The 22,216-nt window shown below is 67.6% G+C and carries 18 protein-coding genes and 1 pseudogene; 2 read left to right on the top strand and 17 right to left on the bottom strand.

Annotated features, from left to right (window positions below; all coding sequences use genetic code 11):
• Positions 1-25 precede the first annotated feature (25 nt).
• From LRH25_RS01680 to purE, 3 genes are read right to left on the bottom strand one after another with little or no spacing between them, the layout of a single operon-like run.
• On the bottom strand, positions 26-1,018 hold the full coding sequence (locus tag LRH25_RS01680; protein WP_231010060.1) for an L-threonylcarbamoyladenylate synthase: 993 nt from the start codon (positions 1,016-1,018) through the stop codon (positions 26-28).
• 13 nt (positions 1,019-1,031) lie between these two features.
• On the bottom strand, positions 1,032-2,225 hold the full coding sequence (locus tag LRH25_RS01675; RefSeq protein WP_231010059.1) for a 5-(carboxyamino)imidazole ribonucleotide synthase: 1,194 nt from the start codon (positions 2,223-2,225) through the stop codon (positions 1,032-1,034).
• Positions 2,222-2,719, bottom strand: a complete 498-nt coding sequence (gene purE / locus LRH25_RS01670) for a 5-(carboxyamino)imidazole ribonucleotide mutase (protein ID WP_141285834.1) — start codon at positions 2,717-2,719, stop codon at positions 2,222-2,224. The genes LRH25_RS01675 and purE overlap by 4 nt, the downstream gene beginning before the upstream one ends.
• A 167-nt stretch (positions 2,720-2,886) precedes the next feature.
• Between purE and LRH25_RS01665 the strand changes: the two genes are divergently transcribed.
• Positions 2,887-3,849, top strand: a complete 963-nt coding sequence (locus LRH25_RS01665) for a tetratricopeptide repeat protein (protein ID WP_141285832.1) — start codon at positions 2,887-2,889, stop codon at positions 3,847-3,849.
• A 38-nt stretch (positions 3,850-3,887) separates the two neighbouring features.
• Here the strand turns inward: LRH25_RS01665 and LRH25_RS01660 are convergent, their stop codons facing one another.
• The 3 genes from LRH25_RS01660 to fba all read right to left on the bottom strand — a co-directional run bounded on the left by LRH25_RS01660 (position 3,888) and on the right by fba (position 7,081).
• The gene (locus LRH25_RS01660) at positions 3,888-4,991 is read right to left on the bottom strand and encodes a hypothetical protein (protein ID WP_141285830.1); all 1,104 of its coding nucleotides are present in this window, start codon (positions 4,989-4,991) and stop codon (positions 3,888-3,890) included.
• A 16-nt stretch (positions 4,992-5,007) separates the two neighbouring features.
• Positions 5,008-5,904 carry a phosphoribosylaminoimidazolesuccinocarboxamide synthase gene (locus LRH25_RS01655; RefSeq protein WP_141285828.1) on the bottom strand — a complete coding sequence of 299 codons (897 nt, stop codon included), beginning with the start codon at positions 5,902-5,904 and terminating at the stop codon, positions 5,008-5,010.
• Between the two features lie 112 nt (positions 5,905-6,016).
• Positions 6,017-7,081, bottom strand: a complete 1,065-nt coding sequence (fba, locus tag LRH25_RS01650; RefSeq protein WP_141285826.1) for a class II fructose-bisphosphate aldolase — start codon at positions 7,079-7,081, stop codon at positions 6,017-6,019.
• 301 nt (positions 7,082-7,382) lie between these two features.
• Between fba and LRH25_RS01645 the strand changes: the two genes are divergently transcribed.
• Complete coding sequence (locus tag LRH25_RS01645; protein WP_141285823.1) at positions 7,383-8,402, top strand: STAS-like domain-containing protein; 1,020 nt, start codon at positions 7,383-7,385, stop codon at positions 8,400-8,402.
• Between the two features lie 2 nt (positions 8,403-8,404).
• On the opposite strand, the gene pyk is transcribed toward LRH25_RS01645, so the two are convergent.
• From pyk to LRH25_RS01590, 11 genes and pseudogenes are all read right to left on the bottom strand, one after another.
• Complete coding sequence (gene pyk / locus LRH25_RS01640) at positions 8,405-9,835, bottom strand: pyruvate kinase (protein WP_141285821.1); 1,431 nt, start codon at positions 9,833-9,835, stop codon at positions 8,405-8,407.
• Positions 9,836-9,957: 122 nt separating this feature from the next.
• The gene (locus LRH25_RS01635; RefSeq protein WP_141285819.1) at positions 9,958-12,279 is read right to left on the bottom strand and encodes an NADP-dependent malic enzyme; all 2,322 of its coding nucleotides are present in this window, start codon (positions 12,277-12,279) and stop codon (positions 9,958-9,960) included.
• 289 nt (positions 12,280-12,568) lie between these two features.
• On the bottom strand, positions 12,569-13,669 hold the full coding sequence (locus LRH25_RS01630) for a cellulase family glycosylhydrolase (protein WP_141285817.1): 1,101 nt from the start codon (positions 13,667-13,669) through the stop codon (positions 12,569-12,571).
• A 161-nt stretch (positions 13,670-13,830) separates the two neighbouring features.
• Positions 13,831-15,024, bottom strand: a complete 1,194-nt coding sequence (locus LRH25_RS01625; protein WP_141285815.1) for a phosphoglycerate kinase — start codon at positions 15,022-15,024, stop codon at positions 13,831-13,833.
• A 44-nt stretch (positions 15,025-15,068) separates the two neighbouring features.
• A complete protein-coding gene (locus LRH25_RS01620; RefSeq protein WP_141285813.1) occupies positions 15,069-15,398 on the bottom strand; it encodes a branched-chain amino acid transport AzlD family protein in 330 nt (109 codons plus the stop codon).
• Positions 15,395-16,138 carry an AzlC family ABC transporter permease gene (locus LRH25_RS01615; RefSeq protein WP_141285811.1) on the bottom strand — a complete coding sequence of 248 codons (744 nt, stop codon included), beginning with the start codon at positions 16,136-16,138 and terminating at the stop codon, positions 15,395-15,397. The genes LRH25_RS01620 and LRH25_RS01615 overlap by 4 nt, the downstream gene beginning before the upstream one ends.
• 109 nt (positions 16,139-16,247) lie before the next feature.
• Entirely contained in the window at positions 16,248-16,580 is a 333-nt protein-coding gene (locus LRH25_RS01610) for a high-potential iron-sulfur protein (RefSeq protein ID WP_141285809.1), read from the bottom strand.
• Positions 16,581-16,697: 117 nt separating this feature from the next.
• The gene (locus LRH25_RS01605; protein WP_141285807.1) at positions 16,698-18,443 is read right to left on the bottom strand and encodes a PQQ-dependent methanol/ethanol family dehydrogenase; all 1,746 of its coding nucleotides are present in this window, start codon (positions 18,441-18,443) and stop codon (positions 16,698-16,700) included.
• Positions 18,444-18,682: 239 nt separating this feature from the next.
• Positions 18,683-19,375 carry an FAD:protein FMN transferase gene (locus LRH25_RS01600; RefSeq protein WP_231010256.1) on the bottom strand — a complete coding sequence of 231 codons (693 nt, stop codon included), beginning with the start codon at positions 19,373-19,375 and terminating at the stop codon, positions 18,683-18,685.
• A 120-nt stretch (positions 19,376-19,495) separates the two neighbouring features.
• Positions 19,496-19,558: pseudogene (pqqA, locus tag LRH25_RS32645) on the bottom strand (pyrroloquinoline quinone precursor peptide PqqA); the annotation flags it as partial.
• Between the two features lie 267 nt (positions 19,559-19,825).
• Positions 19,826-21,880: a sigma-54-dependent Fis family transcriptional regulator gene (locus LRH25_RS01590; RefSeq protein ID WP_231010058.1), complete on the bottom strand. Its 2,055-nt coding sequence runs from the start codon at positions 21,878-21,880 to the stop codon at positions 19,826-19,828.
• Between the last annotated feature and the right edge of the window lie 336 nt (positions 21,881-22,216).

Below are 22,216 nucleotides of genomic sequence, written 5' to 3'. Positions count from 1 at the left end.
TTCGAGGTGGGGCGGCGCAGGCCACTCAGGCGGCTGCGGCCCGTTGCAGCCGGTCTCGCACGCCCTCCCAGGCGGCGTCGGCAGGCGGGGTTTCGATCCAGATCAGCGGCACGCCCAGCGCATCGAGCGCGCGCAGTGCCGCAAACAATTCATGGGCCGCGGCCGCCGCGTCCTGCGGCATGGCCCGGTAAGGCATGCGCCGGTCGGCCGGCCGCACCGTGCGGGAATATACCGCTGCCAGCGGACGGCCCTGCGGCTCGCCTGCACCCAGCAACTGCAATGCGGCCTGCAACTGGGCTGCGTCCATCACCCTGACCTTGGCCCGTGGCGCGTAATGGGCTTCCAGCGTGCCGGACGCACGCGGAGCGGCCGCATCCGGTGCCAGCAGCGGCTCGCCGAGCACGGCTTCCAGCTCGGCCCGCGTCAGGCGGCCCGGGCGCAGCAGCACCGGCCTGGCGCGGGTGCAGTCGACGATGGTCGACTCGATGCCGACCTCACAGTCGCCGCCGTCCAGCACCAGCAGGCCGTCGCCAAATTCGCCGGCCACGTGTGCAGCGCTGGTCGGGCTGACGCGGCCGAAGCCATTGGCACTGGGCGCTGCCACGCCGGGCACGCCCAGCGCGGCGGCAGCCTTCAACACCGCCAACGCGACCGGATGCGCAGGGCAGCGCAGCCCGATGCTGTCCTGCCCACCCGCAGCGGCTTCGGCCAGGCCAGCCCGCCGAGGCACGATGACTGTCACCGGGCCGGGCCAGAAGGCATGGGTCAGACGCTGGGCACTGGCCGGCCATGACGCGGCGAAGGCCTGCGCCGAAGCCACGTCGGGCACGTGCACGATCAGCGGATGGTCGCTGGGTCGGCCCTTGGCGGCGAAGATGCGCGCCACCGCGGCCGGGTCGTCGGCACGCGCCCCCAGGCCATAAACAGTTTCGGTCGGCAGCGCCACCAGTTCGCCGGCGGCCAGGCGTTCGGCGGCCAGCCTGATCGCGGCCGGCTCACGGCCCTGGAGAATGCTCATCTCGGCGCGGGGCTCAGAACCCGGGCAGGCCCAGCAGCGCGGCGGCCCGCAGCGCGGTGTCGCGCGCGGCCTCGGCGTTGGGGCCGGTCAGCGTCAGGTGGCCCATCTTGCGGCCGGGCCGGGCATCGGCCTTGCCGTACAGGTGCAGGTGGGCACCGGGCAAGGCCAGCACCTGCTCCCAGGGCGGCGTCACCTGCGTGCTGCCGCCGTCGCGCAACCACAGGTCGCCCAGCAGGTTCAGCATCACGCAGCAGGAATGCAGCCGCGGCGGCGCCAGCGGCAGGCCGGTCATCGCGCGCACCTGCAACTCGAACTGCGAAATGTCGCAGGCGTTCAGCGTGTAATGGCCGGAGTTGTGCGGCCGCGGTGCCATTTCGTTGGCGACCAGCCGCGGCTCGCCGCCATCGTCGTCGGCCAGCACGAAAAATTCGACGCACAGCACGCCGACGTAGCCCAGCTCGGCGGCGATCGCCGCAGCGCACTGCACCGCCTGCTGCGCCAGTTGCGGCGAGACGTCCGGCGCGGGCACTTCGGTCACGGCCAGAATGCCGTCGCGGTGCAGGTTCTGCTGCACCGGGAAGTTCACCAGTTGGCCATCGGCGCCACGCGCGACGATCACGCTCAGCTCGCGCAGCAGCGGCAGCCGCTGCTCCAGCACGCAGGCCACGCGGCCCAGGCGCTGCCAGGCAGCCGCCAGCTCGGCCGCATCGTTCACGCGGGCCTGCCCCTTGCCGTCGTAGCCCATGCGCGCGGTCTTCAGGATGCCGGGCAGCAGGCCGGCCGGTACTGCCGCCAGGTCGGCTTCGGTGCGGATGACCGCATGCGGCGCGCAGGGCACGCCCGCACGGCTGAAATGGGCCTTCTCGTCGGCACGGTCCTGGCAAATTGCCACCGCGTCACCCGCGGGCGCCACCGGCCGGCGCTCGGCCAGCACCCGCAGCGACTGGGCAGGCACGTTCTCGAATTCAGTCGTCACCGCGTCGGCCACATCGGCCAGCAGCGCCAGCCCGACCGGGTCCAGGTAGTCGGCCTGGATGTGGCGGTGCGAAACCAGCCCGGCCGGGCTGTCCGGGTCCGGGTCCAGCACTGCTGTGCGGTAGCCCAGGGCCTGGGCAGCGTGCACGAACATGCGGCCCAGCTGGCCGCCGCCCATCACGCCCAGCGTGGCCCCAGGCAACAGAGGCCGATCGGCTCGCGGCTGGGTCATTGCAGGTCCTGGGTCATCGCCCGCGCAACTTCGGTCTGGCGCACACGGAAGGCGGCCAGCTGCTCGCGCAGCGCGGCGTCCTGGTTGGCCAGCATCGCGACCGCGAACAGCGCGGCATTCGCTGCACCGGCGGTGCCGATGGCGAAGGTCGCGACCGGAATGCCCTTGGGCATCTGCACGATGGAATGCAGCGAGTCGACCCCTTGCAGGTGGCGGCTGGCGACCGGCACGCCGAGCACCGGCACCAGCGTCTTCGCAGCCAGCATGCCCGGCAGGTGGGCCGCACCGCCGGCACCGGCGATGATGGCCTGCAGGCCGCGCGCCTGCGCGGCCTCGGCATAGGCGAACATCTCGTCCGGCATGCGGTGGGCCGAGACAACACGCGCCTCATGGGCGATGCCGAACTCGGCGAGAATCTGGGCCGCGGCCTTCATGGTTTCCCAGTCGCTGGACGACCCCATGACAATGCCAACCACGGGCGAGGCGCTGTTCATCAAGGCTTCTGACTCCGGATCACACAAAACACGGATTTTAGGCTGCGCTTGTTTCCAGCCGGTGAGGCCTCATTTGCGACCCTGCCGCCAGTGGCCTGAAGAGGACCGTCAAACCGTCTGAAAGCAGCGCCCGGTCTGCGCCCTCCGCCAGCTTTTCCAAGAACACCATGATCGACATCACCATTGAGAATTTCCAGGCCGAGCTGATCGAAGCCTCGATGCAGCAGCCGGTCCTGCTGGACATCTGGGCGCCCTGGTGCGGGCCGTGCAAGTCACTCAGTCCGGTGCTGGAAAAGCTGGAGACCGACTACGAAGGCCGCTTCCTGCTGGCCAAGCTCAACAGCGACGAACAGCCCGAGATCGCCGGCCAGCTGAGCCAGGCCTTTGGCGTGCGCTCCATCCCCTTCTGCGTGATGTTCTCGCAGGGCCAGCCGGTGGACGGCTTTGTCGGCGCGCTGCCGGAAGCGCAGATCCGCGAGTTCCTCGCCAAGCACGTGCCGACCGAGCACGAACTCGTTGCCGAGGCCGAAGTGGAAGAGGCCGAGCAGCTGATGGCCGAAGGTGGCGACGTGCAAGACGTGCTGGCCAAGCTGCAGGAAGCCGTTGCCATCGACCCGGCCAACGACACCGCCCGCCTGGACTACCTGAAGCTGCTGCTGAGCCTGGCAGGCGACGAGCCGGCGCGCATCGCGCAGGCCCGCCACGCCTTCGAGCCGGCCGCGGCCAAGGTGTTGTCCGACACCCGCTTCTCCGCCGTAGAGCATTGGCTGAAGGCGGCCGAGGCCATGGCACAGGCCCGCCCTCGGGCCGAGCTGGACGCCGCCATCGCGGCGAACAAGCGTGACTTCGATGCACGCTTCGAGCGCGCCCAGCAACTGCTGGTCGCCGGCGAGCCGACCGCGGCCATGGACGAGCTGCTGGAGATCCTGATGCGCGACAAGGCCTGGAACCAGGACCTGGCGCGCAAGACCTATGTCGCCATCCTGGAGTTGATGACCAAGCCCGCGCCCAAGGCCGCCGCCGAGGCCGCCACCAAAGGCACGCTGGAAATCGCCGGCAAGGCCGCCGTGACCTCGTCCGACCCGGTGCTGGACCAGTACCGGCGCAAGCTCAGCATGGTGCTGTTCTGACCGGCTGATGCACTCGGCCTGCCGAGTGCATCAGCCCTTCAAATGACTTCTCGCAGCGTCGTGGCGAGGGTCTCGCGCATCGACTGCTGGTGCACTTTGTGCAGCGCCAGCGACTCCTCGGCGCGAGCCTGGTGCACCGCCGCTTCGTCGGGCAGCTGGCAAGCGCCAAACACCCGGGCCAGGCGGGCATGGGTCGCCGCCCAATCGTCGGCATCGAACTGCGAGGCCAGGCCGCGCTCGGCCTGGCGCGCATCCCGCAGGCCTTCGGCCAGGCGCTGGCTGCACACATGGCACCAGGCCCGGTCGGCCAGGAAACGGGGCTCGCGGTAAGCCATGCCTTCGCTGCGGGCGCGGCCCAGGTAGGCATCGAACAAGGCCACGGCCTCGTCGAAACGGCCCAGCACGACAAGCAACTGCGCGCGCAGCTGGATCGGCACCATCGCCGTCAGCGCCACGGCACCTGCGCCCCAGTCGTAATTCGCGGTGGACTCGGCTTCCAGCAAGGCCTTGGCGGCCACGTCCAGGTCGGTGTGGCCAAAGGCATCGTCAAGCCCGATGCGCGCCGAGCGCATCGCCGAGATGTTGTGCAGCAGCGCGCTGATCATCGAGCCGTCGCCATCGGCGCTGGCATGGGTGCGGGCCTTCAGGTACCAGACCTGCGAGGCCTCGTCGTCACCCGCGAAGCGGTAGGCGTCTGCCAGCACCAGCCCGGCACGGGCGCGGGCGCTGTGGTGGTCGGGTGCGGCCAGTTGCAGCGTCTCCAGCAGCTGCCCTGCCATCTGCGTCATGCTGGATTCGTTCCAGCTGCAGCTGGCCAGCCATGCCGAAGCCAGGGCCTGCATCGCGGTGTCTCCGGCCTCCATCGCCAGCTCGCGGCTGCGGCGGAACTTGTCCTTGGCCTTGGGCGCCAACGCCTCGAAGTGGTCGATCTGCCCGTCCACCAGCCAGACCCACGCACTGAGCCGCGCCGAGCGCCGGCGCTGGCTCTGGGTGCGCAGCCCCGCCAGGGCAAAGCGGGCATCGGCCAGCAGGCCGTGGCGAGCCAGCGCGCCGGCACGTTCAGCCTTCAGGCATTCACGCTGGACCGGGTCATCGGCGCTGACAATCGCCGCGTCCAGCCGCTCGATCAGACGGGAGGCCATTGCAATGCGCCCCGCTTCAGCCGGTGAGGCGCTCGAGCGCCTCGCGGTACTTGGCGGCCGTGTGCGCCACCACCTCGGCCGGCAGCGCCGGTGCCGGTGCGGTCTTGCCCCAGGGCTTGCCGTCCACCGTGGCCTGCTCCAGCCAGTCGCGCACGAACTGCTTGTCGTAGCTGGGCGGGTTGATGCCTTCCTGATAGCCCTCGACCGGCCAGTAGCGCGAGGAGTCGGGCGTCAGCACCTCATCCATCAGCGTCAGCGTGCCGTCGGCGTCCAGGCCGAACTCGAACTTGGTGTCGGCAATGATGATGCCCTTGGTCAGCGCAAAGGCGGCAGCCTCCTCGTAGAGGCGGATGGCGACCTCGCGCATCTTGGCCGCCAGCTCGGCGCCGATCTGCTTTTCCATCTGCGCAAACGAGATGTTCTCGTCGTGCTCGCCCATCTCAGCCTTGGTGGCCGGCGTGAAGATGGGTTGCGGCAGCTTGGAGGCGTTTTTCAGGCCAGCCGGCAGCTTTTCGCCGCAGACCGACTGGCTTTCCTGGTATTCCTTCCAGCCCGAGCCGGCCAGGTAGCCGCGCACCACGGCCTCAACCGGGATCGGCTTCAGACGCTTGACCAGCATCGCCCGGCCCTTGACCTGCGCGACTTCATCGGCCGCAACCGCCGACTCCGGCGCGTCGCCGGTCAGGTGGTTGGGCACCACGTGGCCCAGCTTGTCGAACCAGAACAGCGCCATCTGCGTCAGCAGCGCGCCTTTGCCCGGAATCGGTTCGGCCATGATGACGTCGAAGGCCGACAGGCGGTCCGAGGCAATCATCAGGATGCGGTCCTCGCCGACCACATAGTTGTCTCGCACCTTGCCACGGGCCAGCAGAGGAAGGGAATGCAGGGAGCTTTCGTGCAGCGCGTGGTCCATGAAAAATCTCAGGTGAACAACAGGCGATTGTAAAACCGCCCGCGCGGCATGGGCTCTGCCGGCGGGCGGTTTCGCGAATGCAGCCTAACAGAGAGGCCGCGGCGCAAGCCTGTCAGTTGACGGTCTGCGCCAGTTCGCCCAGCGCGTAGCGGCGGGCCACTTCCACCAGCGGCACGGCCTTGATCTTGCCCGCCTGGCCTTCGCAGCCAAACTCCAGGTAGCGCTGCTTGCAGACCTTCATTGCCGCCTCACGGGCCGGCTTGAGCCATTCGCGCGCGTCGAACTTGTCCGGGTTCTCGGCCAGGAACTTGCGCACCGCGCCGGTCATCGCCAGGCGGATGTCGGTGTCGATGTTGATCTTGCGCACGCCGAACTTGATGGCCTCCTGGATCTCCTCGACCGGCACACCAAAGGTCTCCTTCATCTTGCCGCCGTACTGGTTGATCTGCGCCAGCAGCTCCTGCGGGACGGAGGAGGAACCGTGCATCACCAGGTGGGTGTTGGGAATGCGCTTGTGGATTTCCTTGACGCGGCTGATGGCCAGGATGTCACCGGTGGGCTTGCGGCTGAACTTGTAGGCGCCGTGGCTGGTGCCGATGGCAATCGCCAGCGCGTCCAGCTGCGTGGCCTTGACGAACACCGCCGCCTCTTCCGGGTCGGTCAACATCTGGCTGTGGTCCAGCTTCACGTCGGCGCCAATGCCGTCCTCCTCGCCAGCGTCGCCGGTCTCCAGGTTGCCCAGGCAGCCCAGCTCACCCTCGACCGTGACACCGACTTTGTGCGCCATCTCGACCACGCGGCGCGTCACGTCAACGTTGTAGTCGAACGAAGCCGGCGTCTTGCCGTCCTCGCGCAGCGAGCCGTCCATCATCACCGAGCCAAAGCCCAGGTCGATCGCACCCTGGCAGATCGCCGGGCTCTGTCCATGGTCCTGGTGCATCACCAGCGGGACTTGCGGCCAGGTTTCCACGGCCGCCTGGATCAGGTGCTTGATGAAATGCTCGCCGGCATATTTACGGGCGCCGGCACTGGCCTGCAGGATCACCGGCGCGTTGACTTCGGCCGCGGCCGACATCACGGCCTGCACCTGCTCCAGGTTGTTGACGTTGAATGCCGGGATGCCGTAGCCGTTTTCGGCGGCATGGTCCAGCAGCTGGCGCATGGAAACGAGAGGCATGGTCTGCTCCGAGAGAGTGAAAAATCCTGAGGGCGGGCCGGCGGCAGAAGGCTGCCCGCGGCAGTCCTGCACTCTTCGTAACCACGCCGTAACTCGCCAAATTCTAACGACCGCAGGGCACTGACGGGTGCCGAAGCCCCCAGTTCTTGGGCGGCGGCCCGATGGCAACTGCGCCATATCGCCGCAAATCCCGTGCCTTTCCCCGCCTTTTCCGGCGCTGCCCATCGGCTTGGCCGGGCAAAACTTGAGCCCAATCTCGTTCAAGCATGTTCACAGGGCGCCCGTGCGCCGGAGAAGTCCCATGGCCCGCACCGATCTCGCTTCCGCCACCACCTGGATCACCTCGCTGGTGCAGCGGCACCCCAGCGGCCTGGCGCAAGCCGTGGCCGCCCGCGCCGGCTGCTCTCTGGCCAAGGCGCGCCGGCTGGTGCACCAGCTGACCGAACTGGGCTGGCTGAAGCGCTCCGGCCCGCTCAACCGGCCGCAGTTCGAGGCTGGCCCCATGCGCCAGATCGTGCAGCGCTACCCGCTGCAAGGCCTGGACGAAGACCGTCCCTGGGCGCGCGACTTTGCGCCGCATTTCTCGCTGCCCGCCCATGTGCGCGAAATGATGCAGCACGCCTTCACCGAGCTGCTGAACAATGCCATTGACCACAGCGAAGGCACGCAGGTCGCCATCTCGCTGCGCCAGACGAACAACCATGCCCAGTTGCTGGTGTCGGACGACGGCCGCGGCCTGTTCGACAAGATCCGCGAAGGCTTCGACATCGAAGACCCGGCCGCCGCGATGCTGGAACTGAGCAAGGGCAAGCTGACCAGCAGCCCGCAGCGCCACACCGGCCGCGGCCTGTTTTTCACCTCTCGCCTGGCCGACGTGTTCGATCTGCACGCCAATTCGCACGCTTTCCAACACCGAGAGTGGCGCGAATCGCACTGGGTGCAGGGCAAGGCCATGCGCCAGAGCGGCAGCGCGGTCTATCTGGCGATTGCACTGGACACCTCGCGCACGCTGGAGCAGGTGATGCGCTCGGCCAGCCTGGACGGCGAAAGCTATGGCTTCGAACGCACCACGCTGCCGCTGCGCCTGCTGACCGGCGAACACGTGGCCCTCGAATCCCGCTCGCAGGCCCGCCGCGTCGCCGCCCGCCTGGGCCAGTTTAAGCAGGCCGAGCTGGACTTCAGCGGTGTCGAGCGCATTGGCCAAGGTTTCGCCGACGAACTCTTCCGCGTCTTTGCCCGCGACCAGCAGCAAGTCGAACTGCAGATCCGCAACGCGAGCAGAAATGTGGCCGCGATGATCGCGGCGGTTCAAGCCAGCTGAAATCAGCGGACCATGCAGACTTTCAACATGTTCGTACCGCCGGGGTGGCCCATCGGCTCGCCGCAGGTGATCGCGTAGGTGTCGCCCGGCTTCAGCGCGCCACGTGCCACCAGCAGGCGTTCGGCTTCGGCCAGGGCCTGGTCGCGGTCGGTGTGGGTGGGCATCAGGATCGGGCGCACGTTGCGGTAGAGCGCCATGCGGGTCTGCGAGCCGGCCTTGCTGGTCAGGCCGTAGATCGGCACCTTGATGCGGTAACGGCTCATCCACAGCGCCGTCGAACCCGATTCGGTCAGCGCGATGATGGCCTTGCAGCCCAGGTGGTGCGCGGTGAACAGCGCGCCCATCGCAATCGACTGGTCGATGCGGCCGAAGCGCTTGTTGGTGAAGTCGGCGTCCAGCCGCACGTCGTCGGCGCGCTCGGCTTCCAGCGCGATCTGCGCCATCTGCTCCACGGTTTCCACCGGATAACGGCCGGCGGCGGTCTCGGCGCTCAGCATCACCGCGTCGGTGCCGTCCAGCACGGCGTTCGCCACGTCGCTGACCTCGGCGCGCGTGGGCACCGGGTTGACGATCATCGACTCCATCATCTGCGTGGCCGTGATGGCGATCTTGTCCATCTCGCGGGCCATGCGGATCATGCGTTTTTGCAGCGCCGGCACCGCCGCGTTGCCCACTTCCACCGCCAGGTCGCCGCGCGCGACCATGATGCCGTCGCTGGCCTTCAGGATGGCTTCCAGGTGCGGGATGGCTTCGCTGCGCTCGATCTTGGCGATCATCGCCGGCTTGTGGCGCCACGGTTCGCCGGCCACATTGGCCAGCTGGCGCGCCATTTCCATGTCGGTGGCATTCTTGGGAAAGCTCACGGCCAGGTAATCGCATTGGAAGCTCATCGCGGTCTTGATGTCTTCCATGTCCTTGCCGGTCAGCGCCGGCGCGGTCAGGCCGCCGCCCTGCTTGTTGATGCCCTTGTTGTTGGACAGCTCGCCGCCGATCTTCACCAGCGTGAAGACCTTGTCGCCCTGCACGCGGTCGACCGTCAGCACGATCAGGCCGTCGTTGAGCAGCAGCACGTCGCCGGGCTTCACGTCGCGCGGCAGTTCCTTGTAGTCAAGGCCCACGCCTTCGATGTCGCCAGGCTCGGTGCGGGCCGCATCCAGTACGAACGGCATGCCGTTCTCCAGCATCACCTTGCCCTGCTCGAACTTGCCGACGCGGATCTTCGGGCCCTGCAGGTCGGCCATCAGCGCAACCGTCTTGCCGACCTTGGCGGCGCACTGGCGCACCAGGTTCGCACGGTCTATGTGGTCTTGCGCCTTGCCGTGGCTGAAGTTCAGCCGCACCACGTCCACGCCAGCCTGCAACAAGCGCTCCAGGACCTCCGCGTCACTGGAAGCTGGGCCAAGGGTGGCGACGATTTTGGTGGCACGGGACATGAAGCGGTCTCCTGAGGGGGGCCTCATTATCCGCAGCCGCGGGCGCTTGGCGTTACAAGCGAATTACCAACGCAAAACGGTGAAGCCGCGGACCGCCGCCGCGCGGCCGGTCCGCGCCCATTTCACTTCGCTGCGGCGCGCTGCGCAGCCACGTCGGCCACCGCCAGCGCGGTCATGTTGACCACGCGGCGCATCGTGGCCGAAGGCGTCAGCACATGCACAGGCGCCGCGGCGCCGAGCAGGATCGGGCCGACCGTCACGTTGTGGCCGCTGGTCACCTTCAGCACGTTGAACAGGATGTTCGCGGCGTCGAGGTTGGGCATCACCAGCACGTTGGCACTGCCGCTCAGCGTGCTCTCGGGCAGGATGGCCTGGCGGATGTCTTCCGACAGCGCGGCGTCGCCGTGCATCTCGCCATCGCACTCGATCTCGGGCGCACGCTGCACGAAGAGGTCGCGCGCGGCACGCATGCGCTTGGCACTGGGCCGGGTCGACGAGCCGTACATCGAGTGGCTGAGGAAGGCCAGTTTGGGTGGCAGGCCGAAGCGCTGCACTTCTTCGGCGGCCATCAACGCGATGTCACACAGTTCCTCGGCCGACGGGGCTTCGTTGACGAAGGTGTCGGTGATGAACAACGTGTGCTGATCCAGCATCAGCGCATTCATGGTCGCCATCGTCGTGATGCCGGGCCGCGGCCCAATCACCGCCTTGACGTGTTCGAAGTGGCCATCGAAGCGGCCCACCAGGCCACACAGCATCGCGTCCGCATCGCCGCGGCGCAGCAGCATCGCGCCGATCAAGGTGTTGGAGCGGCGCAGCGCCGCCTTGGCCGCCTCGGGCGACACGCCGTCGCGGCCCATCAGCTTGTGATAGTCCTCCCAGCAGGCGCGGTAGCGCGGGTCGTCTTCAGGGTCCACTACCTCGAAGTCCACACCCGGCTTCAAGCGCAGGCCGGCGCGCTCGATGCGCATCGCGATCACCGCCGGGCGGCCGATCAGGATGGGCTTGGCCAGGCCTTCGTCCAGCACCGCCTGCACCGCACGCAGCACACGCTCGTCTTCACCCTCGGCATAGACCACGCGCGCCGGCTGCAGCTTGGCCGCGGCGAACACCGGGCGCATGAACATGCCGGTCTGGTAGACGTAGCGGCTCAGCACGTCGCGGTAAGCGTCCATGTCGGTGATCGGCCGGGTGGCCACACCGGAGGCCTCTGCCGCCTTGGCCACGGCCGGGGCGATGCGCAGGATCAGCCGCGCGTCGAACGGCGTCGGGATCAGGTATTCCGGGCCGAACTTCAGCTCCTTGCCGGCATAGGCCGCCGCCACTTCGTCGGACGCCTCGGCCTTGGCGAGTGCTGCGATCTCGCGCACGCAGGCCAGCTTCATCTCTTCGGTGATGCGCGTGGCGCCGCAGTCCAGCGCGCCGCGGAAGATGTACGGGAAGCAGAGGACGTTGTTGACCTGGTTCGGGTAGTCCGACCGGCCGGTAGCGATGATGCAGTCCGGCCGCGCGGCCTTGGCCAGCTCGGGGCGGATCTCCGGCTCCGGGTTGGCCAGCGCCAGGATGATGGGCTGAGTGCCCATCTTCTTGACCATCTCGGCCGTCAGCACGCCGGCGGTGGAGCAGCCGAGAAACACGTCCGCGCCCTCGATCACGTCGCCCAGCGTGCGGGCCAGCGTGACCTGGCAGTAGCGCTGCTTGGACTCGTCCAGCTTGCCGCTTCGCGCATCCTCGCGCTCGCTCTGGATCACGCCCTTGGAGTCGCAGACGAAGATGTGCTCGCGCTTCACGCCCAGGCCAACCATCACATCCAGGCAGGCAATGGCCGCGGCGCCAGCGCCGGACACCGCCACCTTGACCTCGCCGATCTGCTTGCCCACCAGTTCCAGCCCGTTGAGCAGCGCAGCGCTGGAGATGATGGCGGTGCCATGCTGGTCGTCATGGAAGACCGGGATGTTCATGCGCTCGCGCAGCTTCTTCTCGATATAGAAGCACTCGGGCGCCTTGATGTCTTCCAGGTTCACGCCGCCCAGCGTCGGCTCCATCGCGGCAATGATCTCGACCAGCTTGTCCGGGTCGTTCTCGGCCAGTTCAATGTCGAACACGTCGATGCCGGCGAATTTCTTGAACAGGCAGCCCTTGCCTTCCATCACCGGCTTGCTGGCCAGCGGCCCGATGTTGCCCAGGCCCAGCACCGCCGTGCCGTTGGTCACCACGCCGACCAGGTTGGCGCGCGAGGTGTACTCCGCTGCCAGCGACGGGTCTTGCTCAATCGCCAGGCACGGATAGGCCACGCCCGGGGAATAAGCCAACGACAGGTCCCGCTGGTTCAGCAGGGCCTTGGTCGGCGTGACCGCGATCTTGCCGCGGGTCGGGCTGCGGTGATACTCGAGCGCGGCTTCGCGCAGGGCCTGTTCGGCGGGGGACAAGGAAGGCTTGGTCATGGACACAGCAGGTGAGGAACAGAAGCGTGGGTGCGCCTGGCCCAACGCCAAGTGCATCCACCCCAATCTATCCCTGCAAAACCGGCGGCCCTAAGGGAAACCCACAATCATGCGAAAAATGCATGAGACCATGCACAAGGGCACCCCACATTGACCATGACGTTGGTGGTTTCAGGAAAGGTGGCCGGCAGCGGCAGTTTCCCGCCTCATCGCATCAGATCCAACACATTTGCTGAAGCTCTCGAAAGTAGGCGAGCCCTGCGTTGCAGACGGCCAAACCACCGGAGACTCAGCGCTCTGCCTTGTGGGCAGGGCTGAGGCCACATGCCGAAGCCGATACCGGCGCAGTATGAGCCCATGACTGCGACAAGCGGCCGAACATTTTGGCAAGATCCTCACCCGGACCCGCGTCCGGCGAAGTGCAGGAAACGCCGTCAAAACTCGTCAAATCGAAGCGGCCATTCGACGTCTTCTTGAACAAGCGGCTGTCCTGAGATTCAGCACCATAAGCCAGCACGCCAATGCGGCGGTGCTCGAGATAGCCCAGCAGCGTCCGCACAACACCAACAGGCGCCACTTCGCACATGCGTGCGAAGTGGCTCCACTCGGTCGCCACCACCACATGGTCGTCCGCAAAGCGGCCAAAGTAATCATCCCATTCCGGCACGCTGTTCATGTCCGCTCGAATGTAGGGGTGTACGCCATAGATCACTTGGCGCAAAGGATCCTTCAACTCAGGCGCCCCCGAGAGACGGCGACCACCATTCATGCCGTCGACCAGGACCACGTTCTGGGCACCTTGGGCGCGCAGCGCATCGATGATGGCCTGGTGCCCTTGACGCCAACGCTCCCACTCCACCGAATCCGGCCGAGTCACGCTTTGGGGTTCGTTGAACAATTCGAACACCACGCCGAGGTCATCGCTGAAGCGTGGGGCCAGTGCTTGCCATGCCCGTAGGCTGGACGGCCCTGGCATGGTTTCCACCGCGTGCACCTTCGTGCGCCCTTGCCATTGCATCAGCAAAAACACCGTCAGGCCACGGTCCCTGGCCAGCTTCACGGCAGCAGCCAATTCATCCTGATAGTCAGGCTGGTACTGCCGTGACTGGGGATCAAGGAACGGCATGCCGACCGCGTACCTGACCGAATCCCCCGCAATGCGCGTCACCATCTCCATGTTGGCGGCGCCAAACGAAGACTGAGCAGCCAATGTATCGGGGTCGCTGTTCCATTTTGCGGGAATGACTCGACCGTAGAAATTCAAGCCCGAAGGTACCCAGGGACGGCAATCGCGCAGCAACTCGCGGCCATCACGCACGCTCACCTGTCCCGTGGGGGCAGCCAACGCAGTAGAAGCGCAGATCAGGCCGACCACCAATGCGCTGGCCAAGCCTTTGAGCGTCCTGGTGACGCTTGCGGTTCGGCAAAGATGATGAGGAAAGGTCACAACGCCGCTCCAGTTTGAGCCGACAGGTTAGTCGACCACCGGGGCGGAACTGCGCTTCTCCCTCGGAGTTGAAGGGGCGAGGGGCCGGTTGCGGCCCCTCGCGCTTATGCCATTGCGCGCTTGCTCAGGATCTCGAAGGCCGGCAGGGTCTTGCCTTCCAGCACTTCAAGGAAGGCGCCGCCACCGGTCGAGATGTAGCCCACATCCTTCTCGATGCCGTACTTGGCGATGGCCGCCAGTGTGTCGCCGCCGCCGGCGATGCTGAAGGCGTCGCTGTCGGCAATCGCGCGGGCAATGGTTTCGGTGCCGTGAGAAAAGGCCTCGAACTCGAACACACCGACCGGACCGTTCCAGACGATGGTGCCGGCGGCCTTCAGCTGCGCGGCCAGCCTGGCGGCGGTCTCGGGGCCGATGTCCAGGATCAGGTCGTCGTCGGCCACGTCGGTCGCGGCCTTGACGGTGGCCGGCGCGTCAGCGGCAAAGGTCTTGGCGCAGACCACGTCTGTGGGGACCGGCACCGCGGCACCGCGTGCCTTCATCGCCTCGATCACCGCCTTGGCCTGGTCCACCAGGTCCAGCTCGACCAGGCTCTTGCCGATCTTCAGACCGGAGGCCAGCAGGAAGGTGTTGGCAATGCCGCCGCCGACGATCAGGCCGTCCACGTTCTTCGCCAGCGACTGCAGGATGGTCAGCTTGGTCGAGACCTTGGAGCCGGCGACGATGGCCACCAGCGGGCGCTTCGGGTTGGCCAGCGCCTTGTTGATCGCGTCGATCTCGGCGGCCAGCAGCGGGCCGGCGCAGGCGATCTTGGCGAACTGGGCGATGCCATAGGTCGAGGCCTCGGCGCGGTGCGCTGTGCCAAATGCATCGTGCACGAAGATGTCGCACAGCGCGGCCATCTTCTTCGCCAGCACTTCGTCGTTCTTCTTCTCGCCCTTGTTCACCCGGCAGTTTTCCAGCAGCACGACCTGGCCCGGCGCGACGTCCACACCATCGACCCAATTGGCCTCCAGCTTGACCTCCCGGCCCAGCAACTCGCCCAGGCGCACGGCCACCGGCGCCAGCGAATCCTCGGGCTTGAACTCGCCTTCGGTCGGGCGGCCCAGGTGGCTGGTGACCATCACCGCGGCACCGGCCTTGAGCGCCAGCTCGATGCAGGGCACCGAAGCGCGGATGCGGGTGTCTTCGGTGATGTTGCCCGACTTGTCCTGCGGCACGTTGAGGTCGGCGCGGATGAACACGCGCTGGCCAGAGACCTTGCCCTGGTCCACGAGGTCTGCAAAGCGGATGACGTTCATGGTGGTGTGATGGTTGAAGTGAAGGGAGGAAATACGGGCCGTGCTCACCAGCCCAGCGTGAGCCGCAGCGTCAGCAGCACCACGGTGCCGCAAACGATGGTGCCGAGGATGCCGCGGCGCCACCAGAACCACAGCGCGCCGGCCGCAGCGGCGAACAGCCGCGCGTCGCGCCAATCATGGATCATGTGGCCTTGCGTCATCACCGTTTCCGGCACGACGACCGCCACCAGCGCAGCCAGCGGCGCGTAACGCAGCGCCTCGCGCAGCCAGGCGGGAATGGGCACCTCGCGCTCGGGCAGCAGGAAAAAGCCACGCGTCAGCACCGTGATCAGCGCGAGTCCGATCAAGGCAATCACAGCTTCCCAGGTGCTCATGTGCGGTCCCCGGGATTGGCCACCGCCACCGGTGCGGACGGCGCCTTGAAGTGATCCAGCAGCACGCCGATGGCAATCGCCGCGGCAATCGCGGTGACGATGTTGAGCTTCAGCGGCAGCGAGTAGGCTGCCACCGAAGCGCAGCCGGCCACGGCGGCGGCGAGCCAGGTCGCGCGGTCAGACAGCAGCGAGCCCGTCAGGCCCAGCAGCGCCAGCGTGCCGGCGAAGCCCAGGCCCCAGGCGGTGGGGATGGTGTCGGCCAGGAAGATGCCCAGCAGCGACAAGATTTGCCAGGCCAGCCAGTTGACCACCGCGCCGCCCCAGAAATAAGGCAGTTGCTCGGGCGAAGGCTTGGGCTCGGGGAAACGCCGCATGAAGCAGACGTAGTTCAGGTCGGCCGTGAAATAGGCCTGCCACATGCGCTGGCGCCGCGGCAAGTGGCCGAAATAAGGCCGCCAGCCCGCACTGAAGATCACGAAGCGCAGGTTCACGCAGATCGCCGTGGCCCAGACGACCCAGATCGGCGCGCCGGAAACGATCAGCGGCAGCGTGGCCAGCTGCGCGCTGCCGGCGAACACCAGCAAGGACATCAGCACCGACAGCGGCACGCCCAGGCCGGTTTTGACCATCGCCACGCCGGTCACCAGACCCCAGGCCGCGATGCCCAGCGCAATGCCCACCATCTCGTGTGCACCACGCCGGAATTCAGGATGCCGCCACAGCGGCTCAGAAACGCTCATGCCGCCATTGTCCTATGGACCCTGGCAGCCGGAATTTCAGGCCGGCATCTGCCTGCGGGCCTGACCAACCGCCCGCGCCCCATCAGAGCGCTGCGCGACGCATCAAGCCTCAGGCAGGCTTCTTGACCCAGGCGTTGCACCAGCCGTTGGCATGGACCTGCTTGCGGCCGAACATCGCGCAGCCGGCCCATTCGTCGCTGGCTGCGCCCTGGAAAAGGCCGCAGTCCACGCAGCGTTGCGAGGCCTGGTGCTTGGGGAATTTCGCGCCGTCCACCTTGCTGGTGTCGTGCTTATAGCCCAGCGCGGCCGAGGTTTCGTCGGCTTCGTCCACATGCACCGGCGCGGCCAGCGCGGAGGCCGGCAGCGCCACGCTGGCGCCCACAGTGCCCAGCGCCTGGATCATGAAGAAACGGCGGGAAGAAAGTGAAAAGGGGGAGTTCATGCTGCAAGCTCCAGCCGGACCGGCGCGCGGCCCGGCGAGGGGGGCATCCAGCGATGCCCCCGGGTTCAATCCCTGCGGAAGGGAAACGGGAAAGGCCATGCGCCTGCGGGTCAGCCTCTAGCCCTTGGGCAGCTTGAACACCCACATCATCCCGCCCTGTTCGAGGAAGTTGACCTTCTTGGCCACTTCCCCGCCCCACAGCGGCACTGCACCACCCCAGCCGGAAGCAACGCCCACGTACTGCTCGCCGTTCTGCTGCCAAGTGACCGGCGGCGCCACCACGCCGGAGCCGGTCTGGAACTGCCAGACGACCTTGCCGGTCTTGGCATCGGCCGCCTTCAGGTAGCCCTCTGGCGTGCCCCAGAACACCAGGTTGCCGCCGGTGGTCAGCACGCCACCCCACAGCGGCGCGCTGTTCTTCACCTCCCAGACGATCTTGCCGGTCTTCGGGTCCATGGCGCGCAGCGAGCCGATGTAGTCCTCGTTGAGCGGCCGGATGGTGAAGCCCGCACCCAGGTAGGCCGCGCCCTTCTTGTAGGCCACGGGCTCGTTCCAGATCTCCATGCCCCATTCGTTAGACGGCACGTAGAACAGCTGCGTGTCCGGGCTGTAGGCCATCGGCATCTGGTTCTTGCCGCCCAGGAAGCCGGGCGCGGAGAAGACTTCGCTGCCCTTCTTGCCGTCGCCCACAGTCGGGTCACCGGGCCGGTTCTCGGCCACGAAGTTCGGGCGCCCGGTGGCCAGGTCCACACCAGTGGCCCAGGTGATCTTCTTGACAAACGGGAAGGCGTTGACCAGCTTGCCGTTGTTGGCATCGATCACGTAGAAGAAGCCGTTGCGATCGGCCTTGCCGCCGACCCGCTTGCCATCCATGTCGAAGGTGATGAACTCGTTGGCGCCGTCGAAGTCCCAGCTGTCGTTGGGCGTGCCCTGGTAGTGCCACTTGATCTGGCCGGTCTTCACGTCGATCGCGACGGTGGAGCAGGAGAAGAGGTTGTCGCCCTTGCGCAGGTGGCTGTTCCATGGCGCCGGGTTGCCGGTGCCGAAGTAGGCCAGCCCCGTCTTGCGGTCATAGGTGCCGCCCAGCCAGGTGGCCGCGCCGCCGGTCTTCCAGAGGTCGCCCGGCCAGGACTGGTTGGTGGTGCCGGAGATGCCGTTTTCCTGCTTGTTGCCATCCTTGTCCCAGAGGTACCCCATGTGGCCTTCGACCGTCGGGCGGGTCCAGACCAGCTTGCCGGTGCGCGGGTCGCGCGCTTCGACGCGGCCGACCACGCCGAACTCGCCACCGGACACGCCGGTCAGCAGCAGGCCCTCGGCAATGATGGGCGCAGCCGTGGCGGAGTAGCCGGCGGCGTAGTCGTCGATCTTGGTCTTCCAGACCAGGTCGCCGGTGTCCTGGTTCAGCGCGACCAGCTGGGCGTCCAGCGTGGCGAAGATGACCAGCTTGTCGAACAGCGCTGCGCCGCGGTTGACCACGTCGCAGCAGGGCATGATGCCCTCGGGCAGGCGGTGCTCGTACTTCCACAGCTTCTTGCCGGTGGCCGCGTCCAGCGCGAACAGGCGCGAGTAGGACGCGGTGACGAACATCTTGCCGTTGTAGATGACGGGCTGGGACTCCTGCCCGCGCTGCTTTTCGCCGCCAAACGAGAAGGCCCAGACCGGCGTCATCTTGCCGACGTTGGCAGTGGTGATCTGCTTGAGCGGCGAGTAGCGCTGGCCTTGCGGCGTGCCTCCCCAGCTCAGCACATTGCCCGAGGCCGAAGACTCGGTTTCGATCATCTGATCGGTCACGCCGGCGGCATGGGTGCTGGCCGCCGCGGCCAGCCCGATGCACATCAACAGGTTCAAGAGAGTCGGTCGCATGTTGTCTCCACGTGGGGTGAGCGCCGCCCGGTGGACCGGGCCGGCGGCGCAGTTGCGCGCTGCTACACAGCGCAATGTCTGTGCCACTCGGCCGGGGCCGGAGGGGGTTTGCCAGACGGTGGTTTTCCACGCACGTCACCCGGGTTTCCCCCGCCAGCTGTGCCACGCTTGCACAGTCAGGTGTGTCATGCCGGATGTGCCAGGCCGGGTATTCCGGCGTGGCGCTGCGCCACACTGGCTCAGGCCGTGAGCCCGGGCCAGCCTGGTGACACCCAGCGCCGCCCGGCCTTGTCCACGAGCAGCAGTTCGACCGACCATTCCCGTGCCAGCGTGACGGCCCGCCGCGGCCCGGCCATGAAGGCGACCTTGGTGAAGGCGTCCGCCAGCGCGCCTTCGCGGGCCAGCACCGCCACCTCGGCCACTTCGGGTGGCAAATCGCCGCTGCGCGGGTCCAGGATGTGGTGGTGGCGAAAGTCCGGCGGGAAGCAGCTGGGGTTGTCGGCCGAGGTGGCCAGGCAGGCCTCCTGCAGATCCAGCCCATTGATCCAGGCCGCGGCATCGCGCGGGTCGGCCAACGCCAGGTGCCAGGGCTGGCCGGCAGGGTTGCGGCCACGGCCGGCCCACTCGCCACCATCGACCAGCGCCTGCGTGATGCCGTGCTGCTGCAGCAGGGTTGCGGGGGCATCGGCGCCGTGGCACGGGCCAGGCCGGAGGCCAGGGCACTGGCGCCGGCGCCCAGCGCGCCGCAGGAATTGGTGACGGCGCATGTCAAGCTCCTCCTGGCGCGCCGGCGCGATGTTGTCGCCCACCACCTGTTCGCGGCGGTGCGGTGAATACGGTGGCGCCTTGCCCGGAATGGCGGTGAAGGCCAGGTGCTCGAAACCGGGGATCACGAAGCTGGCGCAATGCTGCTCACCGCTGACCGCAACCATGTGCACAGGGAGCAGTTGCAGTTCCACTGCGGGAACCCGCCGCCCGCGCCGGAGCCGAGCACAAGGATTTTCATGAGGGGCCATGGCCAGGTGTGGAGGTGGCGACGGCATCAGCGCAGCGATGTGCATCGTGATTTCGAAGCCGAAGCGCAGGTCTCCGCAGGCGGGGGTGGTCCAGGCCATGGGATGTCTCCATCTGCAAAGCCCGTGCCGAAACACCCGGGATCAGGCCGGGCCGGGGGTTATCCTCGGAAAGCAGCCCAGGCCACGCCTCTGCGGCGCCAGGACCGCGGGGTTGCCAGGGACCGCGGCAGCGCGGCAGGCGGCGGGGCGGCCAGGCGGCTGCGCGCCCGGCTGTGTCACTCTGGGACAGGCCCATGACACGCCGGCTGCGCCTGGCACAGGGTAGACCCGCGGCTGCGGGTGCCCGGGGCTGAGACGCTCAGCCTCTCAGCCCTTCTGGCCCAGGCGCAGCTTGCGGTAGATGGTGTTGCGGCTGATGCCCAGCTGCTTGGCGGCCAGCGAGATGTTGCCCTGGGCGGCGTCCACCGCGGCACGGATCAGGTCGATCTCGGCCTCGACCAGGGTGCGCGCAGCCGCGGGGCCGGCAGCGGGCAAGCTCAGCTCGCGTGAGGGCGCGGCGGGCGGCAACTCGCGCGGGGCGCTCGCGGGTGCCCAGGCTACCGCGATGGCTGGCGCCGAGGGCAGCGCCTCAACCAGCCCATGCGCGCCCGCACGGAGCTCGCTGCTGCGCATGCGCCGGATGTCGTCCAGGAAGTCGTCGGACAGGTGGTCCTCGGTGATCTGCGTTTCCCCGGCCGCCATCACTGCCGCCGTGCGCAGCACCGTGGCCAGTTGCCGCACATTGCCCGGCCAGTGGTAGCGGTTGAACAGCGCGATGACCGAGGGGCTGAGCGCCAGCGAGCCGGCCACGCCCAGCGACATCAGGATGCGCTGCGCGACCACCGTCAGGTCGCTGCGGTCGCGCAGCGCCGGCAGCCGCACGACCAGCCCGTCGAGGCGGTAGTAGAGGTCCTGACGGAAGCTGCTTTGTTCGATCATGGCCCGCAGGTCCCGGTGCGTGGCGCTGACCACCGCAATGTCCACCGGGATGGACCTCTGGCTGCCCAGCGGCGTCACGCAGCGCTCCTGCAGCACCCGCAGCAGGTGGGCCTGCAGGCCCAGCGGCATGTCGCCGATCTCGTCGAGGAACAGCGTGCCGCCGTTGGCCTGCAGGATGCGGCCGGTTGCCCCCTTGCGACGCGCGCCGGTGAAGGCCCCTTCCTCGTAACCGAACAGCTCGGCCTCGATCAGCGTCTCGGGGATGGAGGCGCAGTTGACCGCCACGAAGGGCTGGCGCGCGCGCTCGGAGTCCTGGTGCACGGCGCGGGCCAGCAGCTCCTTGCCGGTGCCGGTCTCGCCGAGGATCATCAGCGGGATGTCGCGGTTCAGGATGCGCTGGACCTTGCGCGCCACGGCCTCGAACTGCGCGTCGCCGGTGCTCAGGTAGTGCAGCCCGGACATGCGGGATTCGGCCACCGGACGCGTGGCCGCACCGGCGGATTCGCCGGCGGGGACGGCCCGCATTTCCGGCACGGTCGTCAGGCCCCCGGGCAGGCCGGTGATGCGCTGCAAGGACCCGCTGGCCCGCGGACTCAGGTGCACCAGCCGGCCGTTGGCCAGGTGCAGGCGCATCGGCTGAGCCAGCGGTGCGCGCAGGTGGTCGATCAAGGCCCCGACGTTGGTGTTGAGCAGGCTCACCAAGCTGTGCATGCGCACGGCGGCGCTGCTCATGTCGAGCAGGTCCAGCGCGCTGCGATTGGCCCCCAGGATGCGGCCATCGCCGCCCACCACCAGGATGCCCTCCAGCAAGGTCCCGATGAATTCGGGCCGGATGTGGAAGTGCAAACGCAGTCGGTCGCCGCTGTCGTCCGTCAGCCAGTGGTTCTCGATCATGCGGGCCGACATCCTCACCAGGCCCATGGTGTGCTGGTGGTACACACGCTGGTCTCCGGTGACGTCCAGCACGCCCAGCATGTTGCCGCGCGGGTCGAAGATCGGCGCGGCGGAACAGGTCATGAAACTGTTGACGTGCATGAAGTGCTCGCCGGCGTGGACCAGGGTGGGCAACTCGTCCACCAGGGCGGTGCCAATGGCATTGGTGCCCTTGGACTGCTCGGCCCAGTTCACGCCCGGCGCCAGCGCCACCTTGTTGGCCCGGGCCAGGAATTCGTCGTCGCCCACGGTATGCAGGATGGTGCCCTGCGCGTCGGTCAGCACGATCATGCTGCCGGTGTTGACGATCTGCTCCAGCAGCATCTCCATCACCGGCGCGGCATGGCTGGACAGCCGCAGGTTGCGCTCGCGCGCGATGTTCAGGTCGCCGCGCAGCAAGGGCTCGAAATCCGGCCGCTCCACCCGGGTCAAGCCCAGGGCTGCACAGCGCAAATGGGATTGCTCGATCAGCTCTGTCCGGGCCGGCAGGTTCTCCTGGGGCACGGCCACCGGGGAGGTCCAGGCGCCAGCGCGAGGTCCCGTCCCGTTGGCCTCTGAGTCAGCCACAGACATCGTCATCCAGTTCTCCTCCCGCGCTCACGCGCAGGTTGTCTCCGTGAGATCTCGCGGGTCAACCCTGATGCATGTGCCACCCGGGGTGCCCGCGACTGTTCATTCCTGCAACAGGCTCCGATGGCCGGCTTCAGGCTGACAGCAGCCTTGCCAGCCTCCCCGCTCGCAGGCGGGCCGGTTGATTGGAGCAGAAGCATCTGCAAGAGGGAATTGACGCAACAACTGTTCCCACGTGAAGCATTTCCCGGTGGCACATGGTTTGCGTTGAAGACG

Origin of the sequence: Ideonella azotifigens, from assembly GCF_021043325.1 — a bacterium.
Lineage (GTDB): Bacteria > Pseudomonadota > Gammaproteobacteria > Burkholderiales > Burkholderiaceae_C > Ideonella > Ideonella azotifigens.
The sequence above is the reverse complement of the archived record's forward strand: the minus strand, read 5'-3'. Positions and strand labels throughout refer to the sequence as shown.